Genomic DNA, 19,187 nt, shown 5'->3' with positions numbered 1-19,187 from the left:
CGGAATCGGCCGCGAACGAACCGATGCCGGGCTCTGATTCGGTTAAGATCCGGGCAAAGCGCGAACTACCAGGCTTTAAGCACGTTTTCGCCGGTTTCCCTGGGCACGGTTTCCGGCTCCTGGATGGACTTTGCAGGCTCGGGCGGCATCGCGTCGGCGTCCTTGCTTTCCATTTTGCTTTCGCCATGAAACACGCCGCCGGGCTCGATGGCCAGTTCGACGGCCGTCAGGTTGCCGTACAGCCGGCCGCTCGCCTTGATCGTCAAATTTCCTTTGGCGTTCACGTTTCCGTGCACTTTGCCGGCGAGCACGATGTTGCGGGCGGAAACGTTGGATTTCGCGATGCCGTTCTCGCCGACGATCACGTCGCCCTCGCATTCGATATCGCCGGTGATCTCGCCCTCGAGCCGGACGCTGGCCTGAGATTTGATCTTGCCTTCGAAGGTGCTCCCTTCGCCGATCAGCGTGTCGGTCGTTCCGGGATCGATTTTAGCCTTTTTGCCGAACATTCGTCACTTTCCTTTCAAGGTGGTTTTCAAATAAGACAGCGGATCGGCATGTTCGCCGTTCGCGATCACTTCGAAATGCAAATGGGGACCGGTGCTGCGGCCGGTGTTGCCTAGCAATCCGATGACGTCGCCCTTTTCGACTTTATCTCCCTTTCGGGCGATGAGCTCGCTCAAATGCATGTACCGGGTTTGAATGCCGTTCGTATGGTCGATCGCGATGTTGAGGCCTTCGGCCGAGCTTTCTTCCGAGAGCGTGACCGTGCCGTCCGCGGCCGCGTAAATCGGATCGCCGACTTGGCCGCCGATATCGATGCCGGCATGGAATCTCGCTTTTTTGGAAAACGGGTCGGTTCGCACGCCGAACAAGGACGTAAGGCGCCGGCTGTCCGTCGGCCACAGCGTCGGAACGGCGCGCAGCGCCTCCTGCTCTTTGAGAACCGCTTGCTTGGTCGATTGGAGCTCCGTTTTGAGCTCTTCGATTTGCTTCCCGATCATGCCGTAGTCCGCCCACGTATCGGATACGAGCTCGTTCATGTTTTGATCCGTGAGCTCGATTTCTTCGCCGCCGACGCCTCCGTCGGCCGGCATGCCGTCGACCGCTTCCACCGCGGTATCGCCGGACGAGATGCCGACCATCTGCTTGACCTGGGATTCCAGCTGCTTAACTTCGTTCAGGCCCTTCCGGATCGAATCGGCTTGCTCGGACAGTCCGGCTACCTGGGTTTGCAGGCTTTCGATGCTGTTGTCTTTATTCGAAATGATCGCTTCGTACTGCTGGCTGGCCGCGGATAGGGATTGTTTCAGGTCGTCGACCTGGCGCGCGTTTTTCAAAAATAAATAGGAGGATAAAGCGGCTACGGCCACGGCCAGGACGAACAGCAGCGACAGCGAAAAAAGGATGGCTGCGGACACGTTAAAACGGCGAACCGCCCGGTTCGCATCCGGAATAAGGACCACGGTATAGGACTTCCTGCTCCACTTCATATCCTTCTTCTTTCCTCCCGATTTCCGATCAATCCGAATTTTCCGTTTCTCTTTCCTTCGACAATTTGGGACAAAAATCCTTTTTGATTGCCAAATTATTCTTAAAAACGAGTATTTCGTAGGATACTAGGTGTCATTAATTGTTATATAATTAGAAAAAATACCGAAAAATTAGGCCTTGTGGATTAGGTTTAGGAGGAATGCGCATGATCAGAATGGCGGGGATCGATATCGGCAACGACAGCGTGAAATTGGTTGTGAACGGATTGAGCGAACCGGTCATCATCCCCAACGTCGTTTCGCCCGGATATGAGCGTCATGTGCTTCAGGAAGAAGACGCTCCGCTTAAAGCGATGGATGTGATGGTTTACAGCCCGAAGCTGAAAAGAAAGAGCGCCCGCTACTTCGTCGGCCTGCTCGCTTCGGAGGATCAGGACAACAACGAACTGGAAGAAACGGACAACAAGGCGACGAGCGACCAGGCGCTGATCGTGGCGCTTACCGCGTTGGCCTATTCCAGCGCGATTTCCGGCGCGATAACGCCGACGCCCGGCCAGACGACGGAAGAAGCGGAGTATATCATCGGCACCGGGCTTCCGGTGCGTACGTACGCCAAATTCCATAAGGCATTCGAAGAAAGGCTTGTCGGGGAACATGAAGTCACGTTTCTGTCCACGCCCAAGCTGAAAGGGCGGACGATTCGCTTGAACATCCGGCGCGCGATTATATCGGTCGAAGGAGCGGCGGCCTTGTTCAACATGGCGACGAACGACAATTTGCAGGTCAAGGACGAAGAGCTGTACTACGGCTGCATCGGCATTTGCGAAATGGGGGCGCTGACGACCGATTTTCCGGTCGTGAAGCGGATGAGCATCGACAATCAGTTCAGCACGGGGGAGCAATTGGGATTGGCGTCGTACCTCGACGCGATCATCCGCGATGTCGAAGACGAGTACGGGTACCGGTTCCCGAGCCGCACGAAGCTGGTCCAGCGAATCCGCAATCATCAGTATGCGATTCAACGGGTCGGGGAAGGGCAAGCGGACATTCGGCCGATCGTCGACACGTATTTCCGGCGCGCCGCCCAGAAGATCGTCGACCTCATTCGCAAGCGGTGGAAGAAATACCCCGATATCCAGTGCTTTTACGTGCTCGGCGGCGGGGCGGCGGCATTGAAGCCATACATAGTGGAAGCGGCGGAATCGATCCGGCTCCGCTTCGTCGAAAACAGCGAGCTTCAGAACGTGTACGGCTATTTGAAGCTCGCCCGCAACAAAATGAACCAGTCCGAAGCCGGTTCGTTCTGATCGGACGATCGGAGGCTGTCCGGAAGCGGCCATTGCGGCCGCTCGGGGACGGCCTTCATTGCTTTTTCCGAAAGGGATCTGTTCCTCTTGGGCGAACGGGAAAGCGGAGCGGCCGTTTGCTATAATGTAAGCGTATGCCAATCAAGGAGGGATCCGCAAAATGGAAAAGCGAGCGTACGGAAAAACGGATATGCAGGTCAGCGTGCTCGGCTTCGGCGGGGCGGAAATCGGATTCGAAGGCGCAACGCCGGCCCAGGTCGAAAAGCTGCTGAACGATGCTCTCGATTCGGGGCTCAACGTGATCGATACCGCGGAATGCTATGCCAATAGCGAGGAGCTGATCGGCCAAACGGTCGCGAGTCGCCGAGACGACTATTTTTTGTTCACCAAATGCGGACATGCCAGCGGATTCGATCTGCCGAACTGGGATCCGAAGCTGCTCGAACTTAGCATCGATCGCAGTCTTCGGCGTTTGCGGACGGATTACGTCGACGTCATCCACCTTCACACTTGCAGCGAGGAAACGCTTCGGCGCGGAGAGGCGATCGAGGTGCTGCAGCGGGCCAAGGAAAAAGGAAAAACGAGGTATATCGGGTACAGCGGCGATCATACGGATGCGCTGTACGCCGTGCGGACGGGCGCGTTCGATTCGCTTATGACGTCCGTGAACGTCGCCGATCAGGAAGCGATCGAGCTGACGCTTCCCGAAGCCGCAGCGCGGGGGATGGGCGTCATCGTCAAGCGTCCGATCGCCAATTTCGCTTGGCGCTACGATGCAAAACCGGACAATGCCTATCATCAGGATTATTGGCAGCGGCTGCAAAAGCTGGATTACGAAGCGCTCAGGTCCAAAGACGAACGGTCGGTCGGTACGGCGTTAAGGTTCGCCCTGGCCGTTCCGGGCGTGCATACGGCGATCGTCGGCACGAAAAACCCCGAACGCTGGCGGACGAATGCGGCGTTGCTGGACGAAGGCCCGCTGCCGGAAGAGACGTATCGTTCCATTCGGGAGCGGTGGAAGGAAGCGGCCGAGCCGGATTGGATCGGGTTGGAGTAATATCTCTTATAGAAGAATTTAGCGGCGCTTACGGCAGCCGCTATTTTTTTTGCATTTTGTAATTTCGATTACAGAAAAAGCGATGCCTGTTTTGCTAAGATACATTTCGTATCATATGTTCATTTTGAGTCGGATTGTATCGAGGAGGAGGAATTGGTTTTGGTTATGGGATTATCCCGCAGCAGTCGAAAAATCATGCTGGTCGTTGTCGCGTTACTCTTGGCTGCAGGCGCGCTTCCGCCGATGTTCGCCAAGGCCGAAACGGCCGCCAAGGGGGTCGTGGCCGGGACCGTCTATGAGAAGAACGGCCTTCCGGCGCAAAGCGCCACCGTTTATGTTTACAAGGAAGGCAGCAACAATCCATCTACGACAAGCACGAACGCAAGGGGCAATTTTTGGCTGAACAACGTCGAGCCGGGCAATTATCGCGTACAGGCCAAACGCAACTATGAAACATATACGTACGACAGCGGTTATTCGGCATACGCCCAGGTGGCCGCCGGGGAAACGACGGTCTACGAATTGACGATCGATGCCGTGGACGGCGCCGTGTCGGGGATCGTCAAGGACGGGAACGGAAATCCGTTGCCCGGAGCCAAAATGTATCTGTACAAGGGCTCTTCGACAAGTTCGAGCGTCACGGTCGAAGCGGACAGCAGGGGAATGTTTCTCTTTCCCAAAGTGGCCGCAGGTGAGTACCGGACGAAGGTTTCTACCGGCATAGGCCCGTACACTTTCGAATCCGAGTTCAGCAGCCCCGTTGCGGTATCCGCCGGAACAACGGCGCAAGCGGGCGAATTGACGGCGGTACCGACCAAGGGAGCGGTCGCCGCGGCCGTCGCCGGGCCGAACGGCGAACCGATCAATAGCGCGACCGTCAATCTTTACAGGGACGGATCGTCCGTCAGCGCCGCAAACGTGCGAACGGACAACGCCGGGGATGCCATGCTGAAAAACGTCGCCCCCGGCACTTATCAAGCAAAAGCGACCTATTCGACGTTTTTTTACAATTATGAGTCGGAGCTTTCGGAGTCCTTCGAAGTGACGCCGGGAAATTTAGCGGCGTCCGGGAGCTTGAACCTGAAAACCGGGCAGGGGGCCGCCAGCGCCAACGTAACGGACGCCGACGGCAATCCCGTGGCGAACGCGCTCGTCTATTTGTACAAAGGCAGCACCAGCGTCAGCGCCGCCTCCGGGTACACCAACGTCAACGGCAACGTGTTTTTCACCAAGCTGGCGCCCGGCCCCTACCGGATGGTCGTGAATTTCCGTCCGGCAACCGTTACTTATACGGCGGAATCGCCCGTATTCGATGTCCGCGCGGGCGAAGTAGCGGCGAACTCGCTTCGACTTGCGGACTACGCAAGCGCAACGAAATTAACCGGGTTTAAAGGAACCGTAACGGACGCCGACGGAAATTTGATCTACAATGCCACGGTTTATTTATACCGGGCTTCCGGTACCGGCCACATCAATTCCACGTCGACGGATTACAGCGGAAACTACAGCTTCCGGACGCTGGAGCCCGGGGAGTACAGGGTTCAAGCAAGGTACAACAACGGGAATTACACGATGCTATCGGAGTTTTCGGACATCGTCGCCGTCAGCTCGGGACTGGAAGTCGTCGATCTGAAAATGGCTCCCACAAACGGCCAGATCGCGGGCAAAGTGACGGACGATACGGGAGCGCCGGTCGAAGCCGCCACCGTTTACCTGTACCAGGGAGACCGGACCGGCGATTCGGGGTTTACGGCAACGGGGGCGGCGGGCAACTATTTGTTTTGGAATCGGGAGCCTGGCGACTATCGGGTCCAGGCGGCGTACAACACCGCGCTGTATACCTTTAAATCGGAGTTCAGTCCGAAACGGGCGGTTGTCCCCGGGGAGACGACGACGATCCATCTTACCGCTTCGCCGGTCAAGGGCGCGGCCGTCGGCACTGTTCGCGACCGGGACGGAAACCCCGTCGAGGGCGCGACGGTTTACTTGTACAAGGACGGAGCTACGAGCCACACCGCGTACAGTACGACCAACAGTCTCGGCAATTTTGCGATTTCTCGCGTGGACGCCGGTACGTATCGGGTCAAAGCCAAATACTACGATTCCAATTACACTTACGAATCGGAGCTCTCGTCGGAGCTGTACACGATCGCGAACGGCCAGGCGACTCTCGTGAAGGACTTGAGCCTGTCGCCGACGAACGGGGCTATTATCGGCGAGGTCGTAGACGAAGAAGGGAAGCCTGTCAAAGATGCGAAGATCTATCTTTACGCCGGAGATAACGGTTATCGCATCAACAGCACCGATTCGGACGGGTTGGGTCAATACCAGTTCCGGCAAATCGACGTCGGCGAATATCGGGTGAAAGCCGTTTATTCCGACGGAACCTATTCTTACGAATCGAGCGACAGCGCGCACTTTGTCGTCAACCGCGGCGACAGCGCGCCGGCAGAGCGTCTGACGCTGCGCGTCATCCGCGGAGCCGTAACCGGAACGGTCAAGAACGCTTCCGGACAACCGGTTAAGGACGCGTCGGTCTCCTTGTATAAAACGGGAAGTACCTACTCCAGCAGTTCGGCATTGACCGACGCATCCGGGAAATTCAACCTGAATGCGGTCGAGCCGGGGCAATATCAGCTCAAGGCGATCTATTCCGACGCAACGTATTCGTATGCGTCGGATCTCTCCGGGCCGTTCCGGATCGAAACCGGCCAGACCGTTCAGGCGGGGGATATCGTCATTCGCGTCATCGACGGCGCGGCGGCGGGAACGGTCGTCAAACTGGACGGCGCGCCGGTTTCGAATGTAGAGGTTACGCTGTATAAAGGAGCCGACGCGATAGCGCGGGCGTTTACGGACCAGGACGGAAAGTTCCTTCACGCCAAAAGGACGCCCGGCGATTACCGGATCAAAGCCGCATACGAGGATTCCCTTTACAAATACACATCGGATTTCGCCTCGCTGCAAATTTCGGCGGGACAAACGACGACTCTTCCTCCGTTAACCGTCATCCCGATCGCGGGAGCGGTCGAGGGAACGATCACGGATAAAGATGGCCAGCCTCTCGGGGCGTCCGAGGTCCGGCTATTCAAGGAGGGCGGCACGTCTCCTTCGGCCAGGACGGAGACGGGAGCGGACGGATCTTACCGGTTCGCGAAGCTGGAGCCGGGGCGTTACCGGATCGAAGCGGCCGAAGTCGTCTCCGAGCCGTTCGCCGTTACCGCAGGACAGACGCAGGAAGTCAACCTGTCCGCTTCCCGCGATGTCGTCCCGCCGGCAACCTCGTACGATTTGAAGGAGGTACGGTCGAACGACGGACGTTATATCGCGGCTTTGAACGTAACCTTGAGAGCGAATGAGGCCGGGGCAAAAACGGAATACCGGATTAACGGAGGCGCCTGGAAGGCGTACGGCGGTTCCTTCACCGTTTACCCGGAGACGACGGAGACGCTCGAGTGGAGAAGCATCGACAAGGCGGGGAACGTCGAACGCATTTGGTTTGCCGACTTCAACGCCGGCACGATCAACCAGCTGCCTTAACATAAGGACGCGGAAGAAAGGAGGTGGAGAAAATGACAACGATGCCGTCGGCAGCCGAGGGAACGATCCGGAAAAAGGAGTGGGTGGAGCCCGCCCTCGAAGTGCTGTCCGTCAAGTTCACCGAAGCGGACCATTTCTGGGAGTTCGTATGGGACGGGGATTTCTACAAGCGACAGCTTGTCATGTCCAGTTGATCGCCAAAGCCAACTAAACCCGCAATCATCGCAATCCGAGATGCAGTTTGTCCAAACGAAGTTCGGCAAGAGCCTCTTCGCTTCCTTCAGAGGAAGCGGGAGGCTTTTTATCGTATCCTTGCCGGGCGGTCTGAATAAAGGAAAGCCAATGTGCAAAAGCTGAGGCGTGCACAACGGGAAATGCCGGAAGGCCCGTTTCATCGGGACGGGACCGGCCGAACCTCGAATAATCAAAGAGAAGGTGCTGCGTGATGGAGCAAATGCAAGAGCTGAAAAACACATTGTCCTACCTTCATTCCGAACTGAACCGGATCGAAACGATGGCGGGCACGCTGTCCACGATCGAGCACGATCATTTCACCAAATTGAACGGTTTCGATCATCGGGGACTGGCGGATATCGCGGTGGAAGAGCAGCAAGCGTCGCGGCAGCTCGGAACGATCAAGCATATGTGCTTGTCGATGGCGCAAAAAATCGACGGGCTTCGGCAATCCCTCGATGGCGGCGACCCGAAGGAGAGCAAGCGGCATGCGGAGACTCATTGAAGGCTGGATCCGCTCCGCGCTTAACGAAACGGTAGACAAGGCGATCCTGCGCATCGTCCGGGACCAGTATACCGAAAATTTATTCGAAATGGTGCCGGCCACGAGGAAGGTAGGGCTGACCAACCTGGCGGAAATCGCCATGCGGGCGAATCAGGGGACGCCGATTTCCCGCCCGCTCGGCTCTCCGCTGCATTTTTCCCCATGGGAGAAGCTTCTGTTCAACCCCGTGCATCTTTTCCGCTTTCCGACGCCGGAAAACGTTCGCATTCAAACGGCCGTCACGATCGGCCGCCGCGCGAGGAAGCCGCTGACGCTTTCGATGCCGGTAATGATCGCGGCCATGTCGTTCGGCGGGGCATTGAGCAAAAGCGCGAAAATCGCCCTGGCCAAGGCGGCAACCGCCGCGGGAACGGCAACCAACACCGGGGAAGCGGGATTGATGGAGGAGGAAAGAAACGCGGCCCGGCTGCTGATCGGTCAATACAACCGCGGCGGCTGGATGAATTCGCCCGAAGCCTATATGCGGCTGAACGCGATCGAAATCCAGTTGGGCCAGGGCGCGCAGGGGTCGACTTCGCAGCGGACGTCGGCCAAAAATATCGGGAACGATTTTCGGGAGGTGTTCGGCCTTGCCGAAGGCGAAGACGCCGTCATCCATTCCCGGCTTCCCGGAGTCGATACGCAGGACGATTTTGTCCGATTGGTTCGAAGGCTCCGGGACGAAACCGGCGTTCCGGTCGGATTGAAAATCGCCGCCACGCATCATTTGGAAAAAGAACTGCAAGTAGCCGTCGAGGCAGGGGTAGACTTCGTGACGGTCGACGGCGCGGAGGGCGGAACGCACGGCGGCGCTCCGTCGCTGCAGGACGACGTCGGGCTGCCGACGTTGTTTGCGGTGGCGCGGGCGGCGGCTTTTCTGGCCGATAAAGGCGCCGTCTCGGACGTCCAACTGATCGCGACGGGGGGCTTGATCACCCCGGGACAAATGCTGAAAGCGATCGCGCTGGGCGCCGACGCCGTCTACATCGGAACCGCGGCGCTCATGGCGCTCGCGAGCGAGCAAATGGTCGAGACCGTTCCGTTCGAGCCGCCGACAAGCCTGGTCGTCTATACCGGAAAATTGACGAGCGAGCTGAATATCGACCAAGCGGCGGCCAATCTGGCCCGCTATTTGAACGCGTGCGCGATGGAAATGGAGCAGGTCGCCGTTTCCCTCGGCAAAACGTCGCTCGCGGACATTTCCAAGTCCGATTTGTGCGCGATCGATCCTTTCGTGGCGAAAGCGACCGGGATCGAGCTCGGCTACGTCGCTCCGGCGCGGCAAAACCGCTTTTTCGAAGAGACGGCGCCGTTTTTCGTTCCTTCCGAAGAAACGGCCGAACGATCGCAAGCCCCGCTGCATTAAAAAGCATGTCGAACCCTTGCACGCGAATAACGGCCTCGAGAGGCCGTTATTTTGGCTGAGCGGTTGCTATTTGCGGGTACGGCCCGAATCGGCCGTTATTCCGTTTCCGCCAAACGAGTCCCGCCGATCCAGACCCCTTTCAGGCGAAGGGCGTCGTCGAGCAGCAGCACGTCCGCGCGCTTGCCGGGCGCAAGCGACCCATGGGTCGTGTCCAGCCCCAGCTGCCGGGCCGGATTGCGGCTGGCCATGCGGCTCGCTTCCTCGACGGTCACGCCAGCCTCGCGAACCATCAGGCGGAACGCGTCGATCATCGTGAGCGTGCTTCCGGCCAAGTTTCCCTCGGCCAATCGCGCAACGCCGTCCTTCATCGTGACGGGCAATTCGCCGAGCGTGTATTGCCCGTCCGGCATGCCGGCGGCTTCCATTGCGTCGGTGATGAGCACGACGTTGTCGACGCCTTTGGCCTTGACCAGCACGCGGATGGCGGCCGGATGAACGTGATGTCCGTCGGCGATCACTTCGGCGGCGATCCGGTCGTCCGCCATGATCGCGCCGGCCGTGCCCGGCTCCCGGTGATGGAACGGGCGCATGCCGTTGAAGGTATGAACCGCATGGCGCAGTCCCCGTTCCGCCGCGGCCGTCATCTGCGCGTAGGTCGCATCGGTATGTCCCGCGGAAGGAACGATGCCGTTTGCGACAAGCAGATCGATATATTCGAGCGCGCCTTCGGCTTCCGGCGCGAGCGTCTGCATCTTGATGATGCCCGGATAGGCGCGCGTCCAATCTTCGAGCCATTCTCTTTGAGGCGGCAAAATGTAGTCTGCGTTCTGGGCGCCTTTCCATTTCACGCTGACGAACGGACCTTCGAAATGAACGCCGAGTATCTGGGCGTACGGCATCGGTTCCGCCATATAGCGGCTCACCCGGTCGAGAACGGCGGTCAGCTGATCGCGGGGCGACGTGAGCGAAGTGGCGAGCAGCGCCGTCGTGCCGTGCCGGGCGTGGAATTTCGCGATCGCATCGAGACCTTCCCGTTCGGCGAACATGAAGTCGTAGCCCGCTCCGCCGTGCACATGCACGTCGACGAAGCCCGGCACGACCCAGCCGCCGCGGCCGTCGATTCTCTCGGCGGAGCCGGCTTCGGACGGCACGGGGTCCGTAGACCCGCCGATGCCGGCAATGACGCCGTCGCGCAGCCAGATCCAGCCGCATTCGAGAGTCCCTTCCGGCGTGACGACGCGTCCTCCTTCCATGAGCGTATCCGTCTTGATCTTCTCCATTTCAGATTCAGCTCCCGTCATGAAAGTTTCCCCGCGGCTTCTTTGTCCAGCAGGACGACCAGGTGAGGGTGCGTTTGCAGCAGGGATGCCGGGCAATCCGTCGTTATCGGACCCGTAAGGGCGCGATGGACGATGTCGGCCTTATCCGCTCCGCGCACGACAAGCAGAATCGTTTTCGCTTTGAGAATCGTGCCGACGCCCATCGTGATCGCCTGCTTCGGCACTTCGTCGACGCTGTCGAAAAACCTCGCGTTCGCTTTCAACGTTTCCTCGGCCAAATCCACGACGTGCGTGCCGCGAATCAACGCGTGCGCGGGCTCGTTGAACCCGATATGGCCGTTGTGCCCGATGCCGAGCAGCTGCAGGTCGATTTGTCCCGCGTCGGCGATCAGCCGGTCGTAGCGCTCGCATTCGGCTTGAGGGTCCGGCGCGTTGCCGTTCGGAATGTGGGCCCGCTCGGCCGGCAGGTCGATATGATTGAATAAGTGCTCATGCATATAGGCGTAGTAGCTTTGCTGGTGTTTCTTATCGAGGCCGACGTATTCGTCAAGATTGAACGAAGTCGCCTGGCTGAAGCTGAACAGCCCGCGCTTGAAATCGCTGACGAGCCGTTCGTAAATGCCGACCGGCGTGCCGCCGGTCGCCAGTCCCAGCACCGCCTTCGGCTGCGTTTGAACGAGTCCGGCGATAATGTTCGCGCCCGCTTCGTTCAGTTTTTCGTTGGAATCGAACGTCAAAATGTTCATGGAAGGTTAAATCTCCTTTTGGCTCGTGTATTGTTGGACCGTCCGGTACGAGCTTTCCAGGCGGGGAACGTATTCGCCGAAATGCTCGCTGACGAGTCCCGTGAACACAATGTCGATGACGTGCAGCTGCGCCATGCGCGAAGCCATGTCGCCCCGCCGCATTCCGGCTTCCGACGAGGAAGTGAACAGCTTGACCGATGCGGCGGAAGCGAGCGTGTTCGTGCCGAACTGCGTGATCGCGATGCCGGTTGCGCCCCGTTCGGTCGCGCAGCGCAGGGCCCGGATCGTTTCCGGCGTTTCGCCCGAATACGAAATGGCGACCGCAACGTCCCGCTCGGTCAATGAATCGGCGGAAGTCAGCATCATATGCGGATCGGAAAACACGGAGGCGACCTTGCCGATTTGAATGAGCTTATGGTGAAAATCGTGCGCGACGATGCCGGACGTCGCAACGCCGTAAAGGTCGATTCGGGAGGCGGCATGAAGCGCCTCGATCGCCGTTTGCAGCTGGCCGCGATCGAGCAGCCGCGTCGTGTCGGTCAGCGACCGCAAGTGATTGTCCGTGATCGCCTTCACGATCTGCTCCAGCGGATTGCCGGCAACGATGTCCTGGTATTGCGACGCTGCCGTCTGCTGGGCCAATTCCGCTCCGAGCTTTAGCTTGAAGTCGGAAAAGCTGCTGAAATGAAGCGACCGGCAAAAACGGGAAACCGTCGCGGTGCTGCTTCCGGATTCGCGCGCGAGCTCCGAAATCGTCATGCGGACGGCTTCCTGCGCATGGTCCAGCAGATAGGAGGCCAATTCGCGTTCCTTCGGATGCAGCGCATCCATCCGGTCCCGGATCGCATGGCGGATGCTCAAGGCGATACACCTCGTTCGGGAAAAAATTTTACACAGTAAACGAAAATAAAAAGAAAATAATTTTCATGACACCTTAAAGATAGCCGATTTTGACAAAAAAAACAACGGCTAAATTCCTCGAAAAGCGAGAAAATGAGGGTAATCTACAACAGTTCCCTTTGCGCTCGCCCTCCATGTGAATTATGATGGTAAAAGGAAAACGGGAATAACCGAAATTGAACACTTTGGAAAGCGACGGCGATGGCAGATGAGCTCTTATCAGACACGGCAAAAAAAGCTGATTTACACCATTGCATGCAAAGCGCAGAAGCATCCGACCTTGGGTGGCGGGCTGTGGTTTCATCACGATATTAGAGACAACTTCTACTATGCTTCGTATTTGTTCGCTGCGGCTGTCGATCCGGCGATGCAGCTTCCGTTCGACAAGGAAATGGCGGCCGCGAAGGCGTCCCAGGTGCTGCTCGCGGTCATCCGGCTGCAAAATCAGGACCCGGCCAGCGACATGTACGGCCATTGGCCGCTGCGGCTCGATCCCGTTCCGCAGAAGGCTCCTTTGGACCCGCTCCCGATCGAGCTGATGGGCAGTCTGATGGCGGTGTTCTGCCGGCATTACAAGCATTTGCTGAGCAAGCCGCTGCAGACGGCGTTCGAGGAAGCGCTGAAGCACGTTTACCGCAGCCGTTTTTACGCGAAGGAAAACCGCTTCAGCCACCACGACGCGAAATATACGGCGGCCAAGCTCATTTTCGGAGACATGTTCAAGGATGAGGAACTGCTCGCGGACGGCCATCGCAGCCTGCTGGATACGCTTGACCATCTGCGGGAAAACGGCATGAGCGAGTACGGCGGACTTCCGTGGTTCTGGCACTGGGTGCAGGCGTTTACCGCGGCGTGGGAGCTTGTGGAAGATGCCGACATCAACTGGGACCTGTCCGAAATGCTCGATTACTTGTGGGAGGAGCGGGCCCGCTATTATTTGAAGGGAACGTGGGTCGGACCGCATTCCCGGGCCCGCGCGCACGATGTGCCCCGCGATGCGAACGTTTTGTTCGATTACGTCCAGTTCGGCGATTTTCCCCTCCCGGAAAAATTGCCGCGCACCGAGTACGCGGGTTTCCTCTTTTATGAAGCTGCGCCCGAAGTGCGGGAAACGGCGGTCGGCCGCCGCGAGCCCGTTGTCGAAAAGCGGATTTCGGTGCTGAACGCGGGAAGCCCCGACCGGCAAACGGTACACCGTTATGTATACATAACGGAGCGTTTCGCCGCCGGAGGCATTTGGGAGCGGGTCGAGGAATTCGCCAATGAGCAGCACCGCTGGGACGTCACCTTTCCGCTTACGGGAAGCGACAGCGTCAACCAGGCCTACTTCTTCCACCTCGATCCGTCTGCCGCGGCCGGCAGCGGACGCGGGCAAAGCGGAATCGGCGAAGTGCTGTTTCATCGCAACACGATTATTTCGCTTTACCCGATTCCGGAAGGCGCCGACGACCGGGTCATCGGCATCTTGCCGAAAGGCGAATGGCTGCAGCGTTCGCAGGCTTTGTTCGGGCGGGTCGAAGGCGTCTACCTGGCGGTTTTTCTCCATCGGGGCTACAAGCTGGAGGAGCAGGAGGACCGCTGCGTGGTCGTAAGCGAAGGCTTGCGCAACGGCGTCGTCGTCGAAGCGGTGAGCGAATCGGAAGCCGGCGAAGACGGTGTGGAGGGGCTGGAAGCTTTCGCGGAGAAGATGTCCGGACAGCCTCCGGTTTTCGAAGCAACGGCCGACGGCATGAAGGCGAGCTACCGCGGCGACCGGGGACGGGACCTTCTGGAGCTGACGGTCGGCGCCGGAGGTCTATCGCAGGCGGCCGTTAACGGCGAGACGATTGCGTTTGACGATTATACGGTGTAAATGGAATGAACGAATACCGCCGAAATGCCGGCGGTATTTTTTTATCGATCCTGGTTTTAACGAGTAAGATAAGGTTCGCATGAAGCTCGCGGAGCGCAGGCTCTGGCCGGGCAGCGGGAACGTTTCTCGGACGAAGTCTCCCCATCCGCTCCGGAAGTCGGCTTTTCACGCAGCTCCCAGCGCGCGGTGTTTCGCTCATGACGGCGGCCCTCCGGTGGATCCGGTTGAGTCGTGGCCGCCCATCTCATCCCGCCTCGAGTAAAAATGACTCATCTTGCCGCTTTCGCATGCACACTGCCGATCCAGTTGAGTCGTGATGACTCATTTTACCCCGCCATGCGAATAAAGCCGGACGTATTTGAGTAAAAATGACTCATCTCGCCGCTTTCGCATGCACACTGCCGATCCAGTTGAGTCGTGATGACTCATCTCAACCTGCCATGCGAATAAAGCCGGACGCAATTGAGTAAAATTGACTCATCTCGCCGCTTTCGCGCCACCGCTGCCGATCCAGTTGAGTCGTGATGACTCATCTCAACCTGCCATGCGCATAAAGCCGGACGCAATTGAGTAAAAATGACTCATCTTGCCGCTTTCGCATGCACACTGCCGATCCAGTTGAGTCGTGATGACTCATCTCAACCTGCCATGCGCATTAAGCCGGACGCAATTGAGTAAAAATGACTCATCTCGCCGCTTTCGCGCCACCGCTGCCGATCCAGTTGAGTCGTGATGACTCCTCTCATCCCGCGATACGCATGCTTGCGGCGCATATGCCGAACCGCCGATCCGGCAATCGCGGTTCAGCCAAACCAAGCGGAAGCTCGCTTAGTACATCAGCCCGTAGTCGACGATGTTGCGGGCGGGACGCCCCGAAGCCGCATAGGCCAGCAAGTTGTCGGCGAACAGCTCCGCCAGCCGGTCCTTGTACCGTTCCGACAAACCGCCCATGTGCGGAGTCAGGATGACGTTGTCCATGCTCCACAGCGGGTGGTCGTCCGGCAGCGGTTCCTTTTCGAACACGTCCAGGCCGGCGCCGGCGATCCGGCCCTCGGCGAGCGCCTCCGTCAAGGCGGCGGTGTCGACGGCCGACCCCCGGCCGACGTTGATGAAACAGGCGGTCGGCTTCATGCGGGCGAAACTCTCGGCGTCGAACAGGCGGACGGTCCGCTCCGTATGCGGGAGGATGTTGACGACATAATCGCTTTCGGCGAGCAGGTCATCCAGCCCTTCCGGTCCGGACATGCGATCGAAATAAGGGGCCGGCCGGCCCGAGCGCCGGAGCCCGAGCACGCGCATGCCGAACGCCTGCGCGATTCGCGCCGTCTCTTCGCCGATCGCGCCCGCGCCGACGATGCCGAGCGTTTTGCCGCGCAGCTCGCCGTAAGCGCCCAGCGGCTCCCATTTCCGCTCGGCCTGCTTCCGAACGGCCAGATGCAGCTTGCGCCCGAACGCCAGCATCATCGCGAACGCCGTTTCCGCCATCGGGACGGGATGAACGCCGCTGGCGTCCGTCACGACGGCGCCTTTTTGCTCAAGCGCCTTCAAAGGCAAATAATCGACCCCGGCCGATCCCGCCTGCACCCAGCGCAGCTTGGCATCCGGCCGAAGCAGGTCCGCTTCCGCCTCTTTCGCCCAGCCGCAAATCACTTCCGCTTCCCGAAAGATTCCGGGACCGAGTTCTTTCGCTTTGCCGAAAACGACGTTCCAGCCAGGGACGGCGCTTCGGATTCGTTCCTCCTGCTTCGGCGTAAAGCCGGACAAGCCGACGAGCGTACGCATACGCGATCTTCCCTTCTATACAAGATGAAAGAGCAAGGGGCGCTCCCGATTATTTCCTGTTTTTTACATGCGAAAAAATGAGCAGCCACATGATGCAGCCCAGCAAAATAGGGGTTCCGCTTTCCTGCAAATCCATGCCGTCAGGGCTCAATCCGATTCCCGTGAAAAACCGAGCGCCAGGCAAATGAGCACTTCCAGAAGCTTGGCAAGCATAACGTTCTCCTTTTCGGGCAAAAGTCATGCTTGCATCATAGACAAGTTCGCGGCCGATTGCAACCGGCTTGAAAGGCGGGGGGAAGCAGCGCGGGGCGGGAAGTATCGGAACGGACGGTCAGCAAAGGAAGGACAACAGAGAAGCCGACAGAGAAGCCGACAGAGAAGCTAGCAGAGAGGAGAGCGGGCGCTTTGCAAAACAGCGGCGCACAAAAGCGACGGCAGCGGACGAATGAAAATCAGACTTTGCCCGTCTTCCGCTCGGTGGACATCAGGCTGGCCCGCAGGACGAGTTCCCGAAACGTCAGCTTGCCGAGATCCGGTTCCGCGCCGGCGTCCAGCCATCCGACCGAAGCCGATACGTGCGCCGGACCGACGGAGAAGCCGTCCGCCAGCGTCCCGACGGCATCTCGAATGAAGGAAGGAGGACGTTTGCTAAGCACCGCGAATTCGTCTCCCGCATACCGGCATAGACAATCTTCTTCGCCGAAGACGGATTTCAGTTTCCCCGCGAAGCCGCAAATAAGGTCATCCCCGACCGGATGCCCGAACCGCTTGTTGACGACGCCGAAATCGTTCAAATCGATGAACAAAAAATGAAACGGCTGGCCGCGCGCGATCAGATCCAACGCAATCGCCTCGAGATAATCGGATCTGAACAGTCCGGTCATCGGATCGGTCAGCTCCGCAATCCGGGAAGCAAGCGTCTCCCGGGTGACGATCCCGGACGGGGAGCCGTCCTTCGAACGGACGAGCAGCCGCTCAATGCCGTTCTCCGCCATCAAGTTCAGAGCGTCCCAAACGAAGGCGTCCTCGACGGTTCCGATCGGATCGGCAGTCATCGCGTCGGCAACGATCCGGTTCGGATGCGTCGTTCGCACGTCGCGCGACGTCAGGATGCCCGTGACCGTTCCCGCATCGACGACGAGGAGGGAGCCGATGCGAAACCTCTCCATCAGTTCGGAGGCATGGAGCACGCTTCGACCGGACGACACGCTATGAATCGTGCGAGTCATCACTTCGCCGACCTTCATCGGATGTCGACCTCCCGTTGCACGGATACCTCCACCTTCAGCTCCGAGCGAAGCACCATCGTTTCGTTGATGAGCCCCTCGGCTTCCTGAACGATGACGTCCATCAGTACGCTCTCGTCCAGCATTTGCAGAAGGGAGGTGCGGATGAGGACAGCCTCGATCTTCGGATGGTCGGTCCGGACCACGGAGAACTGGTCGGGGCTAAGCGCCTCGGCCATTCTGCGCACGGCTTCCGGACCGATCGGGGCGCGCCTGCCGATAATAAGCAAATCCTGCATGGGCGGCATTTCAAACTCGGAAATTTTTAATGACAGCATCGCTTTTCTCGAATAGTTCTTTCGGTCTTCCAATATCTACGACTCCCTTTTCCGAAGATTTAAGGGACGCCCGTTGAGTAGAGGTCCGCCAGCCGCTTCGGCTTGGACAACAGAAATCCCTGTCCCAACGCGACGCCCAACTGCTGCGCCTGCATCAGGTCTTCCGTTTCTTCAATCCCCTCCAAGATAAGCAGCGTGTTGTCCTTGCAATATTCCGCAAACAACTTCAACATTTTGCGTTTTTCCGCGTCGACCTGCAGATCCCTGCCGAAAAACCGGTCCAGCTTGATCATGTCGGGGGCGATTTCGATAATTTTCCTGAGCGTCGTCGCTCCTTCCCCCACATCGTCGAATGCGACAAGAAATCCGGATTCGCGGAGCCAACGCAAGTTGCCGATAAAGTTCGCGTCATCCCAGCTCTCCGCTTCCGTCACCGTCTCGTTGATTTCGAATACGATCCGGTCTGCCAGAACCAGATAATCCCGCAAAGCCTTTTCGATAAAATGCGGGAACGTCCCGTCCGCGAGCGAGGACGGAAAGACGTTAAGAAACAGGTACTCGCCGGACTCCTTCCGCTTCTTGTCGGCAAAGAAAGCGGCGATAGCGCTGTATACGGACAGCGTATCCAGCTCGAACAGCTTGTTTTGCTCCGCGGCCGCTTTGAAAAGCAGGTCCGGCGAGCGAACGGCGTCGCAACGGATGAGCGCCTCATAACCGAGCACGGACCGGTCGGCAAGATGCAGCACCGGCTGAAAAAGGTGATAAAAATCTTGCTGCGTAATGAGATTTTCCATCGTAGTCATGAGTTTTCCTTTCTGATGATCGACAATTTCGGTAACCCGGCTGCCTTAGATTCTGGATCCTTAGGCCCATGGGCTTTGCGCCCCTTTTTTTCAAAAGGTTTGCGATTTTCGGTTTGAACGCACCAGTCGAAAGGACCAAGTTGTCACCCTTTTTACCTATAAAGATAATGTTTCGCCATAAATCGACTAAATTCCTACGGAACATGCGTTCGATTTTCGGGGCGGCTTCTTTTGTTTGCCGGGGAAATCATGATACGATAGAGGCGGATACGGAGTTTCAGAAGGAGACAGAGAGAGGTGAGCAGCCAATGGCTCAGGTAAAAGTATACGGTATTCGCGAACGGCTTGGAGCGGTAAGGGAAACGCTGTCGGACATTATCCATATGTGTCTGACGGAAGCGTGGGGAATTCCCGAACAAAAAAGATTTCAACGCTTCATCGGGTTGGACAAGGCGGATTTCATTTTTCCCGCCGACCGTTCCGAGCATTACACGATTGTAGAGATTATGATGTTCGAAGGTCGTTCGGAGGAAGCGAAAAAAAACCTGATCCGGCTGCTGTACGAAGGAGCGGGAGCGTGCGGGCTTACCGAGAACGATCTGGAAATCGTCCTCATCGAGATGCCCAGAGGCAATTGGGGCATTCGCGGAAAATCCGGAGACGAGCTCGCGCTTTCGTACGCGGTCGATATTTGAACCGGCCGCCATCGCCGCCGCAAG

General features: G+C 58.2%; 17 protein-coding genes and 1 riboswitch. Of the genes, 8 read left to right on the top strand and 9 right to left on the bottom strand.

Going from position 1 to position 19,187, the window contains the following annotated elements:
* Positions 1-65 precede the first annotated feature (65 nt).
* Entirely contained in the window at positions 66-509 is a 444-nt protein-coding gene (locus tag B7E11_RS11930; protein WP_080834603.1) for a bactofilin family protein, read from the bottom strand.
* 3 nt (positions 510-512) lie between these two features.
* The gene (locus B7E11_RS11925; RefSeq protein ID WP_080834601.1) at positions 513-1,493 is read right to left on the bottom strand and encodes a M23 family metallopeptidase; all 981 of its coding nucleotides are present in this window, start codon (positions 1,491-1,493) and stop codon (positions 513-515) included.
* Between the two features lie 206 nt (positions 1,494-1,699).
* On the opposite strand from B7E11_RS11925, the gene B7E11_RS11920 reads away from it, so the two are divergent.
* The 6 genes from B7E11_RS11920 (at position 1,700) to B7E11_RS11900 (ending at position 9,541) form a co-directional block, all read left to right on the top strand.
* The gene (locus B7E11_RS11920; RefSeq protein ID WP_080834600.1) at positions 1,700-2,800 is read left to right on the top strand and encodes a ParM/StbA family protein; all 1,101 of its coding nucleotides are present in this window, start codon (positions 1,700-1,702) and stop codon (positions 2,798-2,800) included.
* Positions 2,801-2,960: 160 nt separating this feature from the next.
* On the top strand, positions 2,961-3,857 hold the full coding sequence (locus tag B7E11_RS11915; protein ID WP_080834598.1) for an aldo/keto reductase: 897 nt from the start codon (positions 2,961-2,963) through the stop codon (positions 3,855-3,857).
* 165 nt (positions 3,858-4,022) lie between these two features.
* Entirely contained in the window at positions 4,023-7,397 is a 3,375-nt protein-coding gene (locus B7E11_RS11910; RefSeq protein ID WP_080834597.1) for a carboxypeptidase regulatory-like domain-containing protein, read from the top strand.
* A 32-nt stretch (positions 7,398-7,429) separates the two neighbouring features.
* Entirely contained in the window at positions 7,430-7,591 is a 162-nt protein-coding gene (locus tag B7E11_RS29535; protein ID WP_176220706.1) for a hypothetical protein, read from the top strand.
* A gap of 251 nt (positions 7,592-7,842) precedes the next feature.
* Complete coding sequence (locus B7E11_RS11905; protein WP_080834595.1) at positions 7,843-8,136, top strand: hypothetical protein; 294 nt, start codon at positions 7,843-7,845, stop codon at positions 8,134-8,136.
* Positions 8,120-9,541: an FMN-binding glutamate synthase family protein gene (locus B7E11_RS11900; RefSeq protein ID WP_080834592.1), complete on the top strand. Its 1,422-nt coding sequence runs from the start codon at positions 8,120-8,122 to the stop codon at positions 9,539-9,541. Before B7E11_RS11905 ends, B7E11_RS11900 begins: the two co-directional genes overlap by 17 nt.
* Before the next feature lie 95 nt (positions 9,542-9,636).
* Here the strand turns inward: B7E11_RS11900 and nagA are convergent, their stop codons facing one another.
* Genes nagA through B7E11_RS11885 form a run of 3 tightly spaced genes read right to left on the bottom strand, consistent with a single transcriptional unit; the run spans position 9,637 to position 12,428 of the window.
* Positions 9,637-10,821: an N-acetylglucosamine-6-phosphate deacetylase gene (gene nagA / locus B7E11_RS11895; RefSeq protein WP_245809689.1), complete on the bottom strand. Its 1,185-nt coding sequence runs from the start codon at positions 10,819-10,821 to the stop codon at positions 9,637-9,639.
* Positions 10,822-10,838: 17 nt separating this feature from the next.
* Positions 10,839-11,567: a glucosamine-6-phosphate deaminase gene (gene nagB / locus B7E11_RS11890; protein WP_080834588.1), complete on the bottom strand. Its 729-nt coding sequence runs from the start codon at positions 11,565-11,567 to the stop codon at positions 10,839-10,841.
* Between the two features lie 6 nt (positions 11,568-11,573).
* Positions 11,574-12,428 carry a MurR/RpiR family transcriptional regulator gene (locus tag B7E11_RS11885; protein ID WP_080834587.1) on the bottom strand — a complete coding sequence of 285 codons (855 nt, stop codon included), beginning with the start codon at positions 12,426-12,428 and terminating at the stop codon, positions 11,574-11,576.
* Positions 12,429-12,675: 247 nt separating this feature from the next.
* Here B7E11_RS11885 and B7E11_RS11880 point away from each other — a divergent pair, with 247 nt between their 5' ends.
* Positions 12,676-14,319, top strand: coding sequence for a hypothetical protein (locus B7E11_RS11880; RefSeq protein WP_080834585.1), 1,644 nt, complete (start codon positions 12,676-12,678; stop codon positions 14,317-14,319).
* Between the two features lie 828 nt (positions 14,320-15,147).
* On the opposite strand, the gene B7E11_RS11875 is transcribed toward B7E11_RS11880, so the two are convergent.
* From B7E11_RS11875 to B7E11_RS11860, 4 genes are all read right to left on the bottom strand, one after another.
* Complete coding sequence (locus B7E11_RS11875; RefSeq protein WP_080834583.1) at positions 15,148-16,101, bottom strand: D-2-hydroxyacid dehydrogenase; 954 nt, start codon at positions 16,099-16,101, stop codon at positions 15,148-15,150.
* A gap of 452 nt (positions 16,102-16,553) precedes the next feature.
* Positions 16,554-17,348, bottom strand: coding sequence for a GGDEF domain-containing protein (locus tag B7E11_RS11870; RefSeq protein WP_080834581.1), 795 nt, complete (start codon positions 17,346-17,348; stop codon positions 16,554-16,556).
* Positions 17,345-17,698, bottom strand: coding sequence for a hypothetical protein (locus tag B7E11_RS11865; RefSeq protein ID WP_245809688.1), 354 nt, complete (start codon positions 17,696-17,698; stop codon positions 17,345-17,347). Before B7E11_RS11865 ends, B7E11_RS11870 begins: the two co-directional genes overlap by 4 nt.
* Positions 17,699-17,724: 26 nt before the next feature.
* A complete protein-coding gene (locus tag B7E11_RS11860) occupies positions 17,725-18,468 on the bottom strand; it encodes an EAL domain-containing protein (RefSeq protein ID WP_080835495.1) in 744 nt (247 codons plus the stop codon).
* A 27-nt stretch (positions 18,469-18,495) separates the two neighbouring features.
* Positions 18,496-18,582, bottom strand: a riboswitch (cyclic di-GMP riboswitch).
* Positions 18,583-18,776: 194 nt separating this feature from the next.
* Here B7E11_RS11860 and B7E11_RS11855 point away from each other — a divergent pair.
* A complete protein-coding gene (locus B7E11_RS11855) occupies positions 18,777-19,163 on the top strand; it encodes a tautomerase family protein (protein WP_080834579.1) in 387 nt (128 codons plus the stop codon).
* Positions 19,164-19,187 lie beyond the last annotated feature (24 nt).

The organism is Cohnella massiliensis, from assembly GCF_900169535.1.
Lineage (GTDB): Bacteria > Bacillota > Bacilli > Paenibacillales > Paenibacillaceae > Cohnella > Cohnella algarum.
This window is presented reverse-complemented; position numbering and strand designations above follow the sequence as displayed.